This window comes from Isoptericola sp. NPDC019571, assembly GCF_044389385.1.
GTDB classification, from domain to species: Bacteria; Actinomycetota; Actinomycetes; order Actinomycetales; family Cellulomonadaceae; genus Isoptericola; species Isoptericola nanjingensis.
Window position 1 is genome coordinate 71596 of sequence record NZ_JBIRXZ010000009.1, and the last position, 18971, is coordinate 90566.

The following is an 18971-nucleotide window of genomic DNA, read 5'->3' on the forward strand; positions in this document are numbered from 1 at the left end:
GTCGCCCCGGGCCGAGGGGGGCACGGCGGCGAGGGGTGGGACGGGGCGTGGAGCTGCGTGAGATCGAGATCTTCCTGACCCTCGCGGAGGAGCTGCACTTCGGCCGGACGGCGGACCGGCTGCACGTCTCGGTGTCGCTCGTGAGCCAGTCGATCCGCAAGCAGGAGCGGGCCGTCGGGGCGCCGCTGTTCGAGCGCACCAGCCGCAAGGTCGAGCTCACCCCCGTGGGTGAGGTGCTGCGCGCGGGCCTGCGCCCCGCGTACGAGGGCATCGGCGCCGCCGTCGCCGCCGCCACGGCCGCGGCGCGGCGCGTGGCCGGCACGCTGACGCTCGGCTTCATGGGCGGGCAGGCGCACGAGCTCGAGCCCGACCTCGCCCGGTTCCGGGCGCGGCACCCCGACGTCGAGCTGCGCTTCCGCGAGGTCGTCTTCAGCGACCCGTTCGCCGCGCTGCGGCGCGGCGACGTCGACCTCCTGACGACGTGGCTCCCTGTCGAGGAGCCCGACCTCACCGTCGGCCCCGTGCTGCGGTCCGAGCCGCTGCGGCTCCTGGTGGCGACGGACCACCCGCTCGCGGCGGCGGGGCGGGTCGACGTCGAGGCGCTCGCCGAGCACGCCGTGCCCGCGGTCCGCGGGGCGGCGCCGCCGGCGTGGCTGGCCGGCGTCCTGCCCGAGCGGACGCCGGCCGGGCGGGAGGTCCCGCGCGGACCGGCTGCCGCCACCTACCAGGAGATCCTCGCCCTCGTCGCCGCGGGGAAGGTGGTGTGCCCGGTGCCCGACGAGGGCCGCCGCTACTTCCCGTGGCCGGGCGTCAGGTACCTCCCGCTCGACGGCGCGCCCGCGGTGCGCTGGGCGCTGGTGCGGCGCTCCTCCGACGCGACCGCGCCGGTGCGGGCCTTCGTCGCGGAGGTCGCCCGCGAGGGGTGAGCCGACCCGTCAGCCGGGGAGCTCGTTGAGCAGCCGGGACATCCGGTCGATCTCCGCGATCTGATCTGCCGCCACGTTCGAGGCGAACTCCTGGACCGTCTCGTCCCGCCCGGCGGCGCTGAGGTCGTCGACCATCTCCAGCGCCCCCGCGTGGTGCTTGATCATGCCCTCGAGGAACAGCCGGTCGAACGCGGTGCCGTCGGCGTCCGCCAGGGCCGTCATCTCGGCCTCGGTCAGCATGCCGGGCATGGAGCCGTGGTCGTGGGCCTGCGGGGCGCGCGGCCCGCTCCCGTCCGACGGCGCGGCCGACGCCGTCGCCACCGCGGGCACCGGGAGGCCCTGGTCTTCGAGCCAGCGGCTCATGTAGTCGATCTCGCCGTCCTGCGTCAGGCGGATGCGGTCGGCGAACTTCGCGAGCGGCGCCGACTCCGACCGCTCGGGGACCAGCTGCGCCATCTCCACGGCCTGGGCGTGGTGGCCGATCATCCGCGTCATGAAGTCGGCGTCCGCCTCGGTGACGACGTCGGCGTCACCCATGCCCTCGTAGTCCTCGGGGGCGATGGTCTCGGCGGGCTCGCCGGGCTTCCCCGGCGCGAGCACGGCCGACGACGGCGTCGGTGCCGGCGCGGGCTCCTCGGCGGTGCACCCGGCGGAGAGCCCCAGGGCGAGCGTGACGACGCAGGTCAGGGCGGCGCGACGGCCGCCCGAGCGACGGATCCGGGGGTCTGTGGTCACCGGAAGATCCTCTCCTGAGGTTGTTGCCACGGCGTAAAAAGATGCCCGCACACCTGGTGGGGAGGATGCTTCCAGACAACACTCAGTGTGACCAACACCACGAGGTGTGGCGCTAGCGCGTCGTCCAACCCTGAGTTCACGGAAGAGGAGTCCACGGATGCGGAGTTCACGGACGAGCAGTTCACGGACGAGAGGCGTCGCCGGTGTCGCCCTCTCGCTGGCCCTGGTCGCGGGGGCGCTGGGTCTCGCGGCCCCCGCGTCGGCGTCCGACGCCGCCGAGCCCGACGTCCCGCCCGGCGAGGTGGCCTCGTCGAAGATCGAGCACCTCAACAACAACCCGAAGAACGGCGCCCTGCAGGGCACCGGCTCGGACATCGCGTTCCAGGGCAAGTACGCCTACGCGGGCAACTACGACGGGTTCACGGTCTACGACCTGCGCGACCCGGAGCAGCCCGTCCAGGCGCTCCAGGTGTACTGCCCCGGCTCGCAGAACGACATCTCCGTCTACGGCGACATCCTGGTGCTGTCCACCGACTCGTCGCGCAGCGACGACTCCTGCGCCTCGACGACCCGCCCCGCGACGGAGAAGGACGCCTGGGAGGGCATCAAGGTCTGGGACATCTCCGACCCGCTCGAGCCCGAGTACGTCAAGTCGATCGAGACGGCGTGCGGGTCCCACACCCACTCGCTGGCGCCGAGCAAGAACGGCCGGGACCTGTACGTCTACGTCTCGTCGTACAGCCCGAGCTCGACCTACCCCGACTGCCGGCCGCCGCACGACATCATCTCCATCGTGAAGATCCCGGTGAAGGATCCGGCCGCGGCGATGCTCGTCGCCACGCCGAAGCTGTTCCCGGAGGGCGGCTACGAGGGTGACCCGGACCGGCGCGCCTCGGCGACGTCGGGCTGCCACGACATCACCACCTACGCGAAGTACGACCTCGCCGCCGGTGCGTGCATGGGCGACGGCATCCTCATGGACATCAAGGACCGCGCCCGCCCCAAGGTGATCAGCACGGTCCGGGACACCGAGAACTTCGCGTTCTGGCACTCGGCGACCTTCAACAACGACGCCACCAAGGTCGTCTTCACCGACGAGCTCGGCGGCGGCGGGCTGGCGACCTGCACCGGCGAGTACGCCCCGGAGCTCGGTGCCAACGGCATCTACGACATCGAGAAGGAGCGGAAGAAGGGCGGGAAGCACGAGACGAAGCTCGTGTTCCAGAGCTACTACAAGATCCCGCGGATCAACGACGCCTCCGAGAACTGCGTGGCGCACAACGGCTCGCTGATCCCGGTCAAGGGCAAGGACCTCATGGTCCAGTCCTGGTACCAGGGCGGCGTGTCGGTGTTCGACTTCACCAACTCGAAGAAGCCGAAGGAGCTCGCCTGGTTCGACCGCGGCGCGGGCGTCTCCAGCGGTGGCACCTGGTCCACCTACTGGTACAACGGCTACGCCTACTCGAACGACCTGGGGATCGGTTTCGACACGTTCGACATCGACGACCGGATCGACGGGAAGGCGAAGACCAACCTGCGGTCGCTCAACCCCCAGATGCAGCAGAAGTTCTGAGGCGCTGAGCCCGGCAGCGGCCGGGAGTGACGACGGCGGCCGGTCCACCCACGGGGTGGGCCGGCCGCCGTCGTCCGTCGGCGCTCCGGCCCCGATAGGTGGCCGGGTCGACGATCGTGATCGAATCGATATGTTCACCGGTCCAGAACGCGCCGACCTGCAATTTTATCGGCCCTATGGTGTGTTCTGCGTCTCATCTCCGGTGCGCTGAACGCCCGTGTGACAAGACGTGAACCACGGCGAAACACAGCGCGAGTAAGGTCAGCGACTGTTGCACAGGTCTATCGTGAGGCGCCCTGCCAAACCACCCCGGCCTGCGCTTTCGTCATCAGTGCGCGCGGCCCGCACCCACCGGGCAGGGGCCACGCGCGTCGTCGGGCCACGAGCCCCAAGTGCACAGGGAAGTCCATGCGTGTCGCGCCTCTCGCCATGCTGACCGGGAACCAGCCACCCGGACGAGGGGGCACCCCCGTGCCCGCACCGACGAGCGTGGTCGGTCGCGACTGATGGGCCGGTTCCTCCTGCGGCGTGGTGCGAACTACGTCGCGATGCTCTTCGTCGCCGTCTCGGCGACGTACCTGCTGGCCTCGGTCTTCATGGACCCCCGGTCCAACTACTTGTCGCGCAACCCGCGCCCGCCGATGGACTCCATCAACGCGTCCCTGACGGCGGCGAACATCAACGACGAGGACCCGCTGCTGCTGCGCTACTGGCGCTGGCTGACGGACATCGTCCTGCACTGGAACTGGGGCTTGAGCCCCGACCAGGAGCCGGTGGCCAGCGCGGTCGCGACGCGGATCGGCGCGTCGACGCAGCTCGTCACGCTCGCCACGGTGCTCGCGATCGTCATCGGCGTCGCGATCGGCGTCTACACCGCGATCCGCCAGTACAAGTGGCAGGACCGCGTGCTCGGCGGCTTCGCGACCTTCTTCCTCGTGATCCCGACGGCGGTGCTCGCGCTGTTCGTCGTCATCGCCGCGATCTACATCAACGAGGCGCTCGGGTTCCGGTTGTTCTACGTCACCGGGTTGCACAGCTACGAGGGCGACAACCCATGGTTGTGGCTGCTCGACCTGGCGCAGCACCTCATCCTGCCGACCATCGTGCTGACGATCATCGGCGCCGTGAGCTACCACCTCACGCAGCGCACGTACCTGCTCGACACGATGAAGGCCGACTACGTGCGCACCGCGCGGGCCAAGGGCCTGCCGCTGCACCTCGCGATCCGCAAGCACGCGCTGCGCACGTCGCTCATCCCGACGGCCGTGAACGTCGCGTTCTCGATCGCGACGGTGTTCACGGGCGCCGTGATCACCGAGACGATCTTCGCGATCAACGGCCTGGGCCGGTACTTCGTCACGACGATCGTCAACAACGACATCAACGGCGCGACGTGCATCGCGGCGTTCGCCGGCGTGTGCACCCTCGTCGGTGCGCTGCTGGCCGACCTCGTCGTCGCGTGGCTCGACCCGCGCATCAGGATCAGCTGAGAGGGGCTGGACAACCATGGCTGACTCCGAGCTGACCGTCACCGCCGCCGCCGTCCTCACGGCGGAGGACGAGCAGAGCACCGGGCTGCGGCGCACCGGGCGCTTCACCCTGATCGCCAGGCGCTTCGCGCGCCGCCCGTCCGCCGTCGTCGGGCTGGTGCTGCTGGTGCTGCTCGTCGTGTTCGCGTTCGTGGGCCCGCGCATCGCGCAGTGGGGCTACGACGAGCCCGACTTCCTCGCCCTCGCCCAGGCGCCGTCCGCCGAGCACTGGTTCGGCACGACGACGGGCGGGTCCGACGTCTTCGCCCTCGTGGCGCGCGGCCTCGGCCGCTCCCTCGCCATCGGCATCCTGTCGTCCGTGGCGATCACGGTGATCGCCGCGATCATCGGCACCACCATCGCCTTCTTCGAGGGCTGGGTGGAGCGCGTCGGCATGTGGGTCCTCGACATGCTGCTGGTGATCCCGTCGTTCCTGCTCATCGCGATGATCGTGCGCTCGTCGTCCGGCGCCAACGGCTGGATCTGGCTCACGTTCGGCATCACGGTCTTCGGCTGGATCGGGTACGCCCGCGTGCTGCGCACCCTGACGCTGTCGCTGCGCGAGCTCGACTACGTGCACGCCGCCAGGTACATGGGCGTGCGGTCGTTCACGATCATCCGTCGGCACCTCATCCCGAACCTCGGGTCGGTGCTCATCATCCAGACCGTGCTCGGCGTGGTCGCCGCCGTGAACTCCGAGACGGCGCTGTCGTTCCTCGGCCTCGGCATCAAGGCGCCGGACACCTCGCTCGGCACCATCCTCCAGGCGGGGCAGAGCGTCATCCTCACCGCGCCGTGGGTGCTCATCGCCCCGTCGGTCGCGCTGGTGCTGCTCACGTTCTCCGTGCAGCTCATCGGCGACGGCCTGCGCGACGCCATCGACCCGAACTCCCGGTCGGGAGGCCGAGCATGAACCCCGTCCTGAGCGTGCGCGACCTGCACGTGAGCTTCGCCTCGGAGGCCGGTACCGTCCGCGCCGTCCGCGGCGTGAACTTCGACCTCATGCCCGGGCGGACGCTCGGCATCGTGGGGGAGTCGGGGTCCGGCAAGTCCGTGACGTCCCTGTCGGTCATGGGGCTGCTCGACGAGAACGCCCGCGTCGAGGGCTCCATCCGGCTCAAGGGCACGGAGCTGCTCGGGCTCAGCGAGCTCGAGCTGTCCAAGTACCGCGGCAACGAGATGGCGATGGTCTTCCAGGACCCGCTGTCCGCGCTGACCCCGGTCTTCTCCATCGGCGACCAGCTCGCCGAGGCCCTCGACCTGCACCAGGACCTGAACCGCAAGCAGGTCAAGGAGCGGTCGATCGAGCTGCTCGACCTGGTCGGCATCCCCAACCCGGCCGAGCGGCTGCGGGCCTACCCGCACCAGTTCTCCGGCGGCATGCGCCAGCGGGTGATGATCGCGATCGCCATCGCGAACGACCCCGACGTCATCATCGCCGACGAGCCCACGACGGCCCTCGACGTGACGATCCAGGCTCAGGTGCTCGACGTCCTCAAGAAGGCGCAGCGCGAGACCGGCGCCGCCGTCGTGATGATCACCCACGACCTCGGCGTCGTGGCGGGCGTGGCCGACGACGTCCTCGTGATGTACGCCGGCCGCCCCGTGGAGCAGGCGCCCGTCGACGAGCTGTTCGCCCGGCCCGCCATGCCGTACACGATGGGCCTGCTGGGCGCCGTGCCGCGCCCCGACCGCGGCGAGAACCGCCGCCTCGTGCCGATCCAGGGCAACCCGCCGTCGCTGGTCGACCTGCCCGTCGGCTGCCCGTTCGCCGACCGCTGCCCGCTCGTCGAGGACCGCTGCCGCACGGCCGAGCCCGACCTGCTGCCCGTGGCCGGCCGGCCCGAGACGCTCGCCGCGTGCGTGCGCGCCGACGAGCTCGCCGAGCAGGGCGTCACGTTCGAGGACGCGTACGAGGTGGCCGAGGCCGCCGAGTCGACGCTCGAGTCGGTGCCCCGCTCCGAGCGCGAGGTCGTGCTCGAGGTCGAGGGCCTCAAGCGGCACTTCCCGCTCACCAAGGGCGGCTTCCTGCGCCGCCGCGTCGGCACCGTCAAGGCCGTGGACGGCGTCACGTTCGACGTGCGCGCCGGCGAGACGGTCGCGCTGGTCGGCGAGTCCGGCTCCGGCAAGACGACGACGCTCCTCGAGATCATGAAGCTCGAGGCGCCGCAGGGCGGCCGGGTCGCCGTGCTCGGCAAGAACCTCGAGGAGCTCTCGACGCGCGAGCGGGCGGGGCTGCGACGCGACCTGCAGATCGTCTTCCAGGACCCGATGAGCTCGCTCGACCCGCGCATGCCGGTCTACGACGTGCTCGCCGAGCCGCTCAAGGTGCACGGCTGGTCGCGGCAGAAGGTCAACGCCCGCATCGACGAGCTCATGAAGCTGGTCGGCCTCAACCCCGACCACGTCGACCGGTTCCCGTCGCAGTTCTCTGGCGGCCAGCGCCAGCGCATCGCCATCGCGCGGGCCCTCGCCGTGAACCCGCGGCTCATCGTGCTCGACGAGCCGGTGTCGGCCCTCGACGTGTCGATCCAGGCCGGCGTCATCAACCTGCTCGAGGACCTGCAGGCCCAGCTCGGCGTCGCGTTCCTCTTCGTCGCGCACGACCTGTCCGTGATCCGGCACATCTCCAGCCGCGTGGCCGTGATGTACCTGGGGCAGGTCGTCGAGTCCGGGGACACGGAGGCGGTCTTCACCGCGCCGCGCCACCCGTACACGCAGGCCCTGCTGTCGGCCGTGCCGCTGCCCGACCCGCAGCTCGAGCGCGGGCGCAAGCGCGTGGTGCTCGAGGGCGACCTGCCCAGCCCGGTGGAGGAGATCCCCGGCTGCCGCTTCGCGAGCCGCTGCCCCGTGCGCGCCACGCTGCCGGCCGACGACCAGCGGCGCTGCGACACCGTGCTGCCCGTCCTCACCGGCGGCGACGACCAGCTCGCCGCCTGCCACTTCCCGCTGACCAGGACGTCGGCGGGCCTCACAGACGTGCGGGAGACCACCCGCGCCTGACCCGTCCGGGTCATCTACCCCCCGGGTAGACGCTTCTCAAGGAGAATCATGACAACGATCCGCAAGAAGGGCGTCGGTGCGGTCGCTGCTGCCGCGGTGCTCGCGCTCACCCTGGCCGCGTGCGGCTCCGGCGGTGGCGACGACGAGGGCACGGCCAAGGGCAACGGCGACACGTCGATGACGACGCAGCCCGCCGACGGCGTCCCCTCCTCGTACAAGGGCGAGCTGCCCATGCCCGAGGCCGGCAAGGCGTACAACAACCCGCAGGACCGCGACGCGGTCGAGGACGGCGGCACGCTCACGCTGGCGACGTCCGAGGTCACGCCGAACTGGAACGCGTTCTCGGTCGACGGCAACACCCGCTACATGGGCGACTTCTGGAAGCTGTACCAGGCGTCGCTGTGGGACTACGACGTCGCGGGCAACCCGACGCCGAACCCGGACTACCTGTCGAACGTCGAGGTCACCAGCGAGGACCCGCTGGTCGTCACCTACGACGTCAACCCGAAGGCCACCTGGAACGACGGCACGCCGATCGACTGGACGGCCTTCGAGGCCACCTGGAAGGCGCAGTCGGGCACCATGAAGGGGTTCAACCCCCTGGGTACCACCGGGTACGACCAGATCAAGTCGGTGAAGAAGGGCAAGGACGACAAGCAGGTCGTCGTCACCTTCGACACGCCGTTCTTCCCGTACCAGTTCCTGTTCATCAACCTGATGCACCCGGACGCCCTGGACGCCAAGACCTACACCAAGGGCTGGGTCAACGAGCCGCACAACGAGTGGGCCGCCGGTCCGTTCATCGTCGACTCGCAGGACGAGACGCAGGCCACCTTCGTGCCGAACCCCAAGTGGTGGGGCGAGGCGCCGAAGCTGGAGAAGATTGTCTTCAAGCAGATGGACGACGCCGCCTCGATCAACGCCTTCCAGAACGGTGAGATCGACTCCGTCGGCGTCGCCGCGGCCGACCGCCTCAAGGTGGCGCGCGGCATGGACGACGTGCAGATCCTCATCAACTACGCCCTGTCGACCGGTGTGTTCACGCTGAACACCAAGGCCGAGGCGCTGCAGGACATCGCGGTGCGCAAGGCCGTGACGCAGGCGACCGACGTCTCCAAGCTCGCCGAGATCGACTTCCAGGGTCTCGGCTGGGAGGAGGACCCGGCCGGGTCCGAGGTCATGTCGCCGATCCAGGACGGCTACGAGAACAACATGCCGGCCGACGCCGCCTTCTCGGTGGAGAACGCCAAGGCGACGCTCGAGGGCGCGGGCTACACCCTCAACGAGGAGTCCGGCTACTACGAGAAGGACGGCAAGCCGGTCCACCTCAAGTACACCTTCTTCGGTGACAGCCCGACGCAGACCGCCATGGCGAACGCCGTGCAGGCGATGCTCAAGGCGGCCGGCATCGAGGTCGAGCTCGACAACCAGGACCCGTCGAAGTTCTCGGACACCGTCCTCGGCGGCAAGTACGAGATGCTGATCATGGCCTGGTCGTCCTCCGACCCGTACGGCTACAGCACCTCGGGCTGCCAGCTCTACTGCTCCGACTCGGACTCGAACTTCACGTACATCGGGACGAAGGAGATCGACGAGCTGATGAAGAAGCCGGGCACCATCGAGGACATCCCGGCCGCGATCACCGCCTTCAACGAGGCGGAGAAGAAGGCGCTCGAGCAGTACGGCACCTTCCCGATCGACTTCGGTCCGGAGATGACCGCGGTGAAGAAGGGCCTGGCCAACTTCGGCTGGCGCACCTCCGGGTTCGAGGGCCTCGCCCCGCACCCGGAGAACTGGGGCTGGCAGAAGTGACGCACCGCGTCACCCGCTGAGCACCACGCACGACGACGCCGCCTCGACCGCCTGGTCGGGGCGGCGTCGTCGCGCCCGGGAGCGACCGGGAGGTCAGCGGTGGCGGCGCAGCGCGCCCTCGAGGAGCGGGACGGCGACGGCGACGAGGGTGAGCGCCGCGCCGGCGTAGGTCGCGGCGCCCGGTGGGGCGACGGCGGGGGAGACGACGTCGAGGACGAGCGCGCCGACCACCTGGCCGGCGATCATGCCGAGCCCGAGCAGCAGCACGCCGATGCGCTGCACGACCGCCGCCTGCAGGGCGATGAAGACGATGCCGAGCAGGCCGCCGGAATAGAGCAGCAGGTCGGGGGGCAGCGAGCCGGTGGGGGCGCCGTCGACGGCGAGCGACACCCCGAACACCACGAGCAGCGCCGCCGTCCCGACGAGGAAGCTCACGAACGTCGCGGCCAGCACGCCGCCGTCGCGGCCGCCGCCGGCAGGGCGCACGGCCGCGCGCACGCGGCCGTTGAGCGCCTGCTGGAACGACTGCAGCACGCCCGCCACGAGGGGGAACAGCGCCAGCCCGAGGGCGGCGGTCGCCGCGCCCGCGCCGGAGACCACGACGACGGCGACGACCGTGAGCACGGGGCCGAGGGCCCGGCCCACGGTCACCAGGCGCACGCCGCCCGGCGCGAGCCCTAGCCGGTCGATGACGAGGGAGCTCACCGACTGCCCGGCCACGAGCGCGATCGTGAACACGGCCACACCGAGCGCGTCGACCGTCAGCCCCTGCGACATCACGTAGAACGCGCCGCCGAGGCCGCCCAGGCACTCCCACCAGCGCAGGCCGCCCGAGGAGCCGCCGCGGCGCAGGCCGGCGCCGACCTGGGCGAGCGCCGACCGCCCGGCGCGGGAGAACGGGAGCGCGAGGGTGAGGAGCACCAGGCCCGAGCCGAACGACAGGGCGGCCGTGCCGAACGCCGTGCCCGTCTCGGTGGCGAGGGTGCCGTTGACGCGGCTCTGCAGCGCGGCGGCGAACCCCGCGACGATCGCGAGCGCCACCCCGACCGCCCGCCCGGTCCCGGGGCCTGCGGCGGGGTCGGGCGTCTGGTTCACCCCGGGAGTGTACGTCCGGGAAACCGGCGGGCCCCGTGTGAGGATTCGCCCATGACGGGAGCCCACGCACACGGCCACGCGCACGGCGGACCGGTGGCGCCGGCTCCACGACGCACCCGGCTCGTCATCGCCTGTCTCGTGCTGCCCGCGATCGTCGCGACGGCGCTCGGGATGTGGATGCTCTGGCCGAAGGCCGGCGAGGTGCCCGATCGCATCCCCGTGGTCGTGGACGGGAGCTCCTTCGTCGAGGTGACGGTGGCCGGGCCCCCGGGCGAGGACGAGTCGGGCGAGGTGACCCTGCCGATCGAGCTGCCCGACGGCGGCGCGTCACGCATGCAGGTCGACCCGCGGTTCGAGTTCGAGACCGGCGACGGCCTGGTGGCGCTGCACATCGGCGACCTCCAGGGGGAGATCGCCGCCCCCTACGTCTTCATGGAGCACCAGCGGGAGCTCCCGCTGGCGCTCCTCGCCGGGGCGTACGTGCTCGTCGTCCTCCTCGTGGCCCGGTGGCGGGGCCTCGCCGCGATCGCCGGGCTCGGTGTCGCGTTCGCGGTCTTCCTCGGGTTCACGTTCCCCGCCCTGCTCGCAGGCAAGGACGCGATGGCGGTCGCGCTGGTGACGTCGTCGGCGGTGATGCTCGTCGTGCTCTACCTGGCGCACGGGCTGACGACGCGGACGTCGGTGGCGCTGCTGGGCACGCTGGCCGGCCTGGCCCTCACGGCCGCGATCGGCACGTGGGCCACGTCCGCCTCGAAGATCACGGGCGCGACGTCGGAGACCGCGCAGATGCTGCCGTCCATGGCGGCCGGGGTGGACCTGCAGGGCATCGCGCTGTGCGGGCTCGTGCTGGCGGGCATGGGCGTGCTGAACGACGTCACGATCACGCAGGCGTCGGCCGTCTGGGAGCTGCGCGCGCTGGCGCCGCTGGCCTCGCGCCGCGCCCTGTTCGCGCGGGCGATGCGGATCGGTCGTGACCACATCGCGTCGACGGTGTACACGATCGCCTTCGCCTACGTGGGCGCCGCGCTGCCCCTGCTGCTCACGGTGTGGCTGCTGGACCAGTCGCCCGTGACCGCGCTCACCTCGGGGGAGATCGCGGAGGAGATCGTCCGCACGTTGGTCGGGTCGATCGGCCTCGTGCTCGCCATCCCGATCACGACGGCGATCGCGGCGGTCGTGGTGCCGGGACCGCCGGACGCCGCCCCGGTCCTGCCCCGGCACGAGCCCGCCGAGGCACTCACGTGAGGTGGTCGAAGTCGCCGCGCACCCAGGCCGCGTGCCGCTCGGCGGAGCGCAGCACGACGTCGCGCGCGTCGGCCGGGATGACGCCGTCGAAGTTGTTGTAGAGGCGGTCGAAGGGCCGGCGGGCCACGTGCGCGGCGACGCGCGTCACGACCGCCGCGGACAGCGGGATGCGGTTGGGGTAGCTGCGCATGAAGCTCGCCGTGCGGTCCGGGTTCGCGAAGATCGTGTCGCCCGACAGCAGCACGCCCCGCCCGTCGGCGCCGGCCTCCCAGTGCACGACGGCAGAGCCCGGGAAATGCCCGCCGGGCTGGCTGAGCCACACACCGGGAAGGATCTCCCGCTCGCCCGCGGGTCCGGGGGCCCAGGTCTCGATCACCGGATCGGGGCGTGCGACCCAGCCGGCGTCGGCCTCGCTGACCAGGACCGGGACCTCGCGTCCCGTGACCGCGGTCAGCCGCCGTGACCACTCGACCTGGGCCCCGAACATGTGCGGGTGGCTCGCAGCGACCGCGACGACGCCGCCCTCGCCGGCCAGGCCGGCCACGGCGTCCACCGCCGCGTCGTCGACGAAGCCCAGCGGGTCCCACAGCAGCGCACCGGCCGACGTCAGCACCAGCTTCGACTGCTGCCCGATACCGACCCCCGGCGCGACCTCCAGGGCGACGAGCCCCGGTTCGAGCTCGCGCACGGACACCGCGCACCCCTCCGCGGCCAGCTCCTCGAGGGTGGTCCACGCCTGCCCCGACGCCGGCACCCACTGGCGCTCGTCCGCGCAGATCGCGCACGTGTCGGGGCGCTCGGCGTGCTCGACCGCGCAGGTGCGGCACACGGAGACGGTGAGGGCAGCGGGGGGCGTCGTGTCGATCCCGGTGATGGTGGTCACGTCGCCCATCCTGCCCCCGAACTCCGCCTCGTGGGGGAGGCGGGACCCCGGCCGGTCTTCCTACGCTGGGCGGATGCCGCAGCAACCTGCCGGGTGGACCGCCCGTCTCTCGGACTGGTGGGGGATCGACTCCGGGTGGGAACGCGTGCCCGCCGACCCCGCCCGCGCCTACCGCCACGACCTGTGGCTCGGGGCCGTGTTCGTCGTCGTCTCCCTCGTGGGCGCCGAGCTCGCCCGCAGCATCGGGTACTTCGAGGACGAGACGGCCCCGACCTGGCTGCTCTACCTGCTCGCGGCCGTGGGCGCCGCGCCCCTCATGTGGCGGCGGCGGTTCCCGCTGGTCGTGCTCTCCGTGGTGTACCTGCACTTCCTCGTGGTGGGTCTGACCGTCCCCCTGGTGACGATCCTCGTGCCGCTCCAGGTCGTCTACTTCGTCGCCCTGTTCAGCGCGGTGGCGTGGGCGCGCGACCGGCAGGCGATGGTGCTCGTCGTGGGCGCCGCGCTGCTGGCGATGTTCGGGTGGCTGGCCTGGCAGTTCGCCGTCGGGGCGGGCATCGACGGCATCATCGAGTCGATGGGGCTGGCCGACGAGCAGCCCGGCCTGGTCGACCCCGGCGTCGCGTTCACCGCGTACAACCTGCTCATCAACGTCGCCTACTTCTACGGAGCGGTCGTGGCCGGCCAGCTCATGTGGCACGGCGCCCGCCGCCGCGAGCAGCTGGAGGCGCAGGCCGCGACGATCGAGCGTCAGACGGCGGAGCTCCAGCGGCAGGCCGTCGTCACCGAGCGGCTGCGCATCGCCCGCGAGCTGCACGACGTCGTCGCGCACCACGTGTCCGTCATCGGCATCCAGGCGGCCGCAGCCCGGCGGATGCTCGCGGGCGACCCGGCCGCCGCGGCCGAGCCGCTGGCCACGATCGAGAGCGAGTCGCGCGAGGCGGTGGCGCAGATGCGCGGGCTGCTCGGCACGCTGCGGGGGGTCGAGGACGTCGGCCCGGCCGGGACCGCGGCGGCCGGCGGGCGGGCGCCGGAGCCCGGGCTGGCCGACGTCCCGGCCCTCGCGGACGACGCCGGTCTCGACGTCGACGTGCGGGTGGTGGCCGAGCCGGGCGCCGTCGACGCCGTGCCCGCGCCGGTCGGCCTCAGCCTGTACCGCACCGCGCAGGAGGCGCTGAGCAACGTGCGCAAGCACTCCACGGCCCGGTCCGCGCGCGTCGTCGTGCGCGTGGACCGCCGCCCGGCACGGCGCGACGACCCGTCCGCCGACCGGTTCCCGCACGGCTTCGCCGAGGTGGAGGTGCTCGACGACGGCCGCCCGCGCCCCGGCTCCACGGGCACCGGCCTCGGGCTGGTGGGCGTGCGCGAGCGCGTCGCGACGCACGGCGGCGTCGCCGACGTGGGGCCACGTGCCACCGGCGGCTACCGTGTGCGGGTGCGCCTGCCCCTGCCCGAGGACCGCCCGTGACCAGCGCCGACGCGCCCGTGCGGGTGCTGCTGGTCGACGACCAGAAGCTGGTGCGCTCCGGCTTCGCGATGATCCTGTCCGTCGAGCCCGACGTCGAGGTCGTGGGCGAGGCCGCCGACGGCGCGCAGGCGGTGGAGCAGGTGCGGGCGCTGCGCCCCGACGTCGTGCTCATGGACGTGCAGATGCCGGTGATGGACGGCATCGAGGCCACCCGGCGCATCGTCGCCGACGACCTCGCCAAGGTCCTGGTGCTCACCACCTTCGACGACGACGCCTACGTGGACGACGCCCTGCGCGCCGGCGCGTCCGGCTTCCTGCTGAAGAACTCCGACGCCGACCGGCTCGTCGACGCCGTCCGCACCGTCGCCGCCGGGCACGCGCTGCTCGCGCCGGAGGTCACCCGTAGGGTCATCGAGCGCATGGTCTCCGGGGAGCGGCCGCCGGCGGGCGCGCCGTCGGGCACCCAGCCGGCACCGTCCGACCCCCGGCTGCACCAGCTCACTCCGCGGGAGCGCGAGGTGCTGGTGCTCGTCGGCCAGGGGCTGTCGAACGCCGAGATCGCGGGCGAGCTGTTCCTCGGCGAGGCCACCGTCAAGACCCACGTCTCCAACGTGCTGGCCAAGCTGCACCTGCGCGACCGCGTGCAGGCCGTCGTCTACTACCACCGCGCGCTGACGTAGTACCTGGTGACGGTTCCCGGCGCGGAACCGCCACCAGGTACTACCTCGAGGGCTGTGGACAACGCCGGCCGTCCGCCGTCCCGCTCGGCTTGGCTGCTGCCATGCCTCGTCGGATCGACGTCCCCTCGCCACTTGTCCGGCTCGCCGCCCACCAGGAAGGCCTGGCTTCCGTCACCCAGTGCCGTGATCACGGGCTGACGGGCCATCAGGTCGCCGCGCTCGTACGGCAGGGACGATGGCGGCGCGCCATGCTCGGCGTCCTCGACACCGGCATTCCCTCGGCGCGGGACGACGACCCGTACGACCGACGTCGGCGCCGGGGCGCGATCGTCGGCCCGCTCGCGTTCCCCGGCTCGGTGGCGACCGGCGTCGCCTCGCTCGTGCTGCAGGGCGCACAGGGCGCGCCGCGGCGGGTGCCGCCGGAGGTGACCTTCCCCGACGGCACGCCTCGTCGGAGCAGCAAGCCCGTCCGGATCCGACGGGAGCAGCTCCGCCGGTGGGTGGTCGTCGACGGCATCCCCTGCGTCCAGGCAGACCTCGCCCTGGCCCAGGCGGTCCCGGAGCTCGACCGCTGCGACGCCGTCGCCCTCATGGACTCGGTGGGGCATCGACGCCTCGTCACGGAGGCCGAGTTCCGACACGCCCGCGAGGCCGCCCGTGGCCGTCGTGGCGCCGCGCGCTCGAGGGCGTGGTGGGACGAGTCGGACGGGCGGGCGGAGTCGCCGATCGAGACCCGGGCGCGGCTGGCCTGCACGGACGCAGGCTTCCCGCCCGATGCGCTCCAGCTCGAGATCCACGACGAGCGCGGCCGGTTCCTGGCCCGCGCGGACCTGGCCTGGTTCCTGCCCGCCGGAGGGGTCGTGCCCGTGGAGCTCGACGGGCGGGAGGAGCACTCCACCCCCGAGGCCGTGTTCCGCGACCGGACCCGGCAGAACGCCCTGGTCGCCCGCGGGGCCAGGATGCTGCGGTACACGGGACGGGACGTCATCGGGGGAGCTGTCGTCGCCGATGTCGGCCGCCTGCTCGATCGGGCGGGCTGGGCGCCGCGCCCCTGGCCTGCCGACACCCCGTTGGTGCTGTCGACGTAGTACCTGGTGACGGTTCCCGGCGCTGAACCGTCACCAAGTACTACGTCGACGTCAGGCGCGCGAGGTCAGCCGGATGACGGGCAGCTCGTGGTCGGGGTGTGCCGCGAGGTTGAGGTACCAGGCGGGGTTCGCCCCTGCGCCGGCGGCGGACGCGACGACGATCCAGCTCCCGTTGCCGCCGGGGAACCCGCCGACGGGGGCGGACCGCTCCTGACCGGTCTTCCGGCCGACCGTCGTCAGGGCGAGGAGGTCGCCGGCGAACCGTGCGTCCGGCCGCACGGTGCCGGGGGCGGACGGCCGCCGGTACCGACCGGCGGCCACCGTGCCGCGACGAAGGTCGAGGGTGAGCGCGGCTCCGTCGGCAGGGGGAGGCGCGGAACTCCGCCGCCGGGCGGATCCGCCGCGGGCTCGCGGTCCGTAACGTCGTCGTCATGGACAACGACTCCCTCGAGGTCCGGGGCCTGACCCGGACGTTCGGCGACCTCACGGCCGTCGACGACGTCTCGTTCGCGGCTCCGGCCGGGCTGCTCACCGGGTTCGTCGGCGGCAACGGCGCCGGCAAGACGACGACCATGCGCATGATCATGGGCGTCCTCGCGCCCACGGCCGGCGAGGTCCGGTTCGGCGGCGACCCGGTGACCCGCGCGGACCGCCGCGCGTTCGGGTACATGCCCGAGGAGCGCGGCCTCTACCCGAAGCAGCCGGTGCTCGACCAGCTCGTCTACCTGGCGCGGCTGCGCGGCATCGCGGCCCCGCGGGCCCGCGCCGAGGTGCTGGACATGCTCGACCGGCTCGGCCTCGCCGGCCGGTCCAAGGAGCACGTGGAGAAGCTGTCGCTCGGCAACCAGCAGCGCGTGCAGATCGTCGCCGCGCTGATGGGCACGCCGCGGCTCCTGGTGCTCGACGAGCCGTTCAGCGGCCTCGACCCGGCGGCCGTCGACGGCATGGTCGACCTGCTCGCCGAGCACACCGCCCGCGGCGTGCCGGTGCTGTTCAGCTCGCACCAGCTCGACCTGGTGGAGCGGCTGTGCGAGCGGCTCGTGATCCTCAAGTCCGGCCGCGTCATGGCCGACGGCGCGCCCGCCGACCTGCAGCGGACCGGCGCGCTGCGCCACCGGCTCGTCACGAGCGGCGACGCCGGCTGGGTGCGCGGCGTCCCCGGCGTGCACGCGGTCGACGTCGACGGGCCCGTCGCGCTGCTCGAGGTGGCCGACGACGCGTCCCTGCAGCGGCTGCTCGCCACCGGCCTCGAGCGCGGCGGCGTCCGCGAGCTCACCCCCGTCCGGCCCACGCTGGCCCAGATCTACCGCGAGGTGACGGCATGACCACCACGACCCCGACCCGCCCGGACACGCCGGGCACCCTCGACCGGACCGGCGAGGAGAGCACCCGCGGCGCATGGCTGGTCGTGATGAAGCGCGAGATCGTGGTGCGCGCCCTCAACAAGACGTTCCTCGTGGGGCTGCTCGTCTCGGTCGCGATCATCGCCGCGCTGGCCGGGTTCATGGCCTGGCAGGGCAGCAAGACCGACAGCTTCACGGTCGCCGTCCCGGCGGGCGACGCCGCGGCGACGGCGGCGGTCGCGTCCGCGGCCGCGATCCCCGAGGAGCAGGGCGGCGGCGCCGAGCTCACGACCCTCGAGGTGCCCGACGACGCGGCCGCCCGCGAAGCGCTCGCCGACGGCGACGCGGACGGCTGGCTGCACCCTGCTGACGGGGGCGCGGACGGGGGCGCCGGCGGCTGGGTGCTCACCGGCGAGGCGGACCCCGACAGCACGCTCACCCGTCTGCTCACGGCGGGGGTGGCCGCGGAGACGCTCGACGCCAACGCGCAGGCCGCCGGCACCACGACCGCCGAGCTCACCGCCGGCGGCACCCTGACCACCGACCGGGTCGACGGCGACGCCGTGGACTCGCAGACGCTGTTCTTCGCATCGTTCGCCCTCGCGCTGCTGTTCTTCATCGGGGCGCTCGGCTCCGGGCAGATGATCGCGGGCAGCGTGGTCGAGGAGAAGCAGTCGCGGCTGGTGGAGATCATGGCCACCGCCGTGCCGCTGCGGCACCTGCTGGCCGGGAAGATCCTGGGCAGCTCGGTCGTGGCGCTGGCGCAGAACGTGGTGTTCGCCGCCGTCGGCCTCGCGGCCCTGTCGTTCACGCCGACGGCGTCGATCCTGCCGTCGCTGTCGACGTCGCTCGTCTGGTTCGTGCTCTTCTTCGCGGTCGGCTTCCTCGGCCTCGCGGCCCTGTACGCGGTGGCGGGCGCGCTCGCGTCGCGCACCGAGGACCTGCAGCACACCACCACCCCGATGACGATGGCCATCATGGGCGTGTACTTCCTGACGTTCTCCGCCAGCGGCACCTTCGAGACGGTCCTGTCCTACGTCCCCGTGGCGAACGTCGTCTCGATGCCCGTGCGCGTGCTGTCCGGCGACGCCGCGTGGTGGGAGCCGATCGTCTCGCTGCTGATCCTCGCCGCCTTCGCCGTCGTGGCGCTGCTCGTGAGCGAGCGGGCCTACCGCGGCGCGCTGCTGCAGACCGGCGGACGCGTCGGCTGGCGGAGCGCCCTGACGGCGCGCGCCTGACCGGCAGCCCGCACGGACCGCGATTCCCGTCCACGAGCACCGTCCACGAGCACCGTCCACGAACACCGACGAGGGAGCCCGGCCATGACCGCACCGACCACCGCGTGGGAGCACAAGGTGCTCACCTACAAGCTCGCGATGCGCGGGTTCGACTACGCCCAGATGGAGCGCGACCTCAACGACCTCGGCCGCGAGGGCTGGGAGGCGGTGGGCACACTGTCGCCGAGCTACGGCGCCGGCCAGGCCATCGAGGTCGTGGTCGTCGTCAAGCGCCCCGCCGCCTGAGGTCGGCCGTGGGGGTAGGGGAGTCCCCCGAAATCGCTCAGGGTTGTCCCCCGAAGGTCCCGAAAACCCTG

Annotated in this window: 17 protein-coding genes; 13 read left to right on the forward strand and 4 right to left on the reverse strand. The window is 72.4% G+C overall.

Going from position 1 to position 18971, the window contains the following annotated elements; translation table 11 throughout:
• The first annotated feature begins 47 nt into the window (after positions 1-47).
• Complete coding sequence (locus ACH443_RS15950) at positions 48-926, forward strand: LysR family transcriptional regulator (protein WP_430590854.1); 879 nt, start codon at positions 48-50, stop codon at positions 924-926.
• Positions 927-935: 9 nt separating this feature from the next.
• Here ACH443_RS15950 and ACH443_RS15955 read toward each other — a convergent pair whose 3' ends face one another.
• Positions 936-1661 (reverse strand): DUF305 domain-containing protein, encoded by a 726-nt coding sequence (locus ACH443_RS15955; RefSeq protein ID WP_430590855.1) that lies wholly within the window; start codon positions 1659-1661, stop codon positions 936-938.
• A gap of 157 nt (positions 1662-1818) precedes the next feature.
• Between ACH443_RS15955 and ACH443_RS15960 the strand changes: the two genes are divergently transcribed.
• The 5 genes from ACH443_RS15960 (at position 1819) to ACH443_RS15980 (ending at position 9578) form a co-directional block, all read left to right on the forward strand.
• The gene (locus ACH443_RS15960; RefSeq protein ID WP_430590856.1) at positions 1819-3234 is read left to right on the forward strand and encodes an LVIVD repeat-containing protein; all 1416 of its coding nucleotides are present in this window, start codon (positions 1819-1821) and stop codon (positions 3232-3234) included.
• Positions 3235-3740: 506 nt separating this feature from the next.
• Positions 3741-4724: an ABC transporter permease gene (locus tag ACH443_RS15965; protein ID WP_429763085.1), complete on the forward strand. Its 984-nt coding sequence runs from the start codon at positions 3741-3743 to the stop codon at positions 4722-4724.
• 16 nt (positions 4725-4740) lie between these two features.
• Positions 4741-5676: an ABC transporter permease gene (locus ACH443_RS15970; RefSeq protein WP_429763086.1), complete on the forward strand. Its 936-nt coding sequence runs from the start codon at positions 4741-4743 to the stop codon at positions 5674-5676.
• Positions 5673-7766, forward strand: coding sequence for a dipeptide ABC transporter ATP-binding protein (locus tag ACH443_RS15975; RefSeq protein ID WP_429763087.1), 2094 nt, complete (start codon positions 5673-5675; stop codon positions 7764-7766). The genes ACH443_RS15970 and ACH443_RS15975 overlap by 4 nt, the downstream gene beginning before the upstream one ends.
• 48 nt (positions 7767-7814) lie before the next feature.
• Positions 7815-9578 (forward strand): ABC transporter family substrate-binding protein, encoded by a 1764-nt coding sequence (locus tag ACH443_RS15980; RefSeq protein WP_430555456.1) that lies wholly within the window; start codon positions 7815-7817, stop codon positions 9576-9578.
• 93 nt (positions 9579-9671) lie between these two features.
• Here the strand turns inward: ACH443_RS15980 and ACH443_RS15985 are convergent, their stop codons facing one another.
• The gene (locus tag ACH443_RS15985) at positions 9672-10673 is read right to left on the reverse strand and encodes a DMT family transporter (RefSeq protein ID WP_430590857.1); all 1002 of its coding nucleotides are present in this window, start codon (positions 10671-10673) and stop codon (positions 9672-9674) included.
• Between the two features lie 51 nt (positions 10674-10724).
• Between ACH443_RS15985 and ACH443_RS15990 the strand changes: the two genes are divergently transcribed.
• The gene (locus ACH443_RS15990; protein ID WP_430590858.1) at positions 10725-11918 is read left to right on the forward strand and encodes a YibE/F family protein; all 1194 of its coding nucleotides are present in this window, start codon (positions 10725-10727) and stop codon (positions 11916-11918) included.
• On the opposite strand, the gene ACH443_RS15995 is transcribed toward ACH443_RS15990, so the two are convergent.
• Complete coding sequence (locus ACH443_RS15995) at positions 11911-12801, reverse strand: hydrolase (protein ID WP_430590859.1); 891 nt, start codon at positions 12799-12801, stop codon at positions 11911-11913. The two genes, ACH443_RS15990 and ACH443_RS15995, sit on opposite strands and share 8 nt — an antisense overlap.
• A 73-nt stretch (positions 12802-12874) precedes the next feature.
• Between ACH443_RS15995 and ACH443_RS16000 the strand changes: the two genes are divergently transcribed.
• The 3 genes from ACH443_RS16000 to ACH443_RS16010 all read left to right on the forward strand — a co-directional run bounded on the left by ACH443_RS16000 (position 12875) and on the right by ACH443_RS16010 (position 16034).
• A complete protein-coding gene (locus tag ACH443_RS16000; RefSeq protein WP_430590860.1) occupies positions 12875-14266 on the forward strand; it encodes a sensor histidine kinase in 1392 nt (463 codons plus the stop codon).
• A 68-nt stretch (positions 14267-14334) separates the two neighbouring features.
• A complete protein-coding gene (locus tag ACH443_RS16005) occupies positions 14335-14946 on the forward strand; it encodes a response regulator (RefSeq protein ID WP_429763218.1) in 612 nt (203 codons plus the stop codon).
• Between the two features lie 248 nt (positions 14947-15194).
• Positions 15195-16034 (forward strand): hypothetical protein, encoded by an 840-nt coding sequence (locus ACH443_RS16010; protein ID WP_430590861.1) that lies wholly within the window; start codon positions 15195-15197, stop codon positions 16032-16034.
• 51 nt (positions 16035-16085) lie between these two features.
• Here the strand turns inward: ACH443_RS16010 and ACH443_RS16015 are convergent, their stop codons facing one another.
• Positions 16086-16355, reverse strand: coding sequence for a nitroreductase/quinone reductase family protein (locus ACH443_RS16015; RefSeq protein WP_430590862.1), 270 nt, complete (start codon positions 16353-16355; stop codon positions 16086-16088).
• 110 nt (positions 16356-16465) lie between these two features.
• Between ACH443_RS16015 and ACH443_RS16020 the strand changes: the two genes are divergently transcribed.
• From ACH443_RS16020 to ACH443_RS16030, 3 genes are all read left to right on the forward strand, one after another.
• Positions 16466-17359 (forward strand): ABC transporter ATP-binding protein, encoded by an 894-nt coding sequence (locus ACH443_RS16020; protein ID WP_429763094.1) that lies wholly within the window; start codon positions 16466-16468, stop codon positions 17357-17359.
• Positions 17356-18615 carry an ABC transporter permease gene (locus ACH443_RS16025; RefSeq protein WP_430555463.1) on the forward strand — a complete coding sequence of 420 codons (1260 nt, stop codon included), beginning with the start codon at positions 17356-17358 and terminating at the stop codon, positions 18613-18615. Before ACH443_RS16020 ends, ACH443_RS16025 begins: the two co-directional genes overlap by 4 nt.
• Before the next feature lie 84 nt (positions 18616-18699).
• Entirely contained in the window at positions 18700-18900 is a 201-nt protein-coding gene (locus ACH443_RS16030) for a DUF4177 domain-containing protein (protein WP_429763096.1), read from the forward strand.
• Positions 18901-18971: the final 71 nt, after the last annotated feature.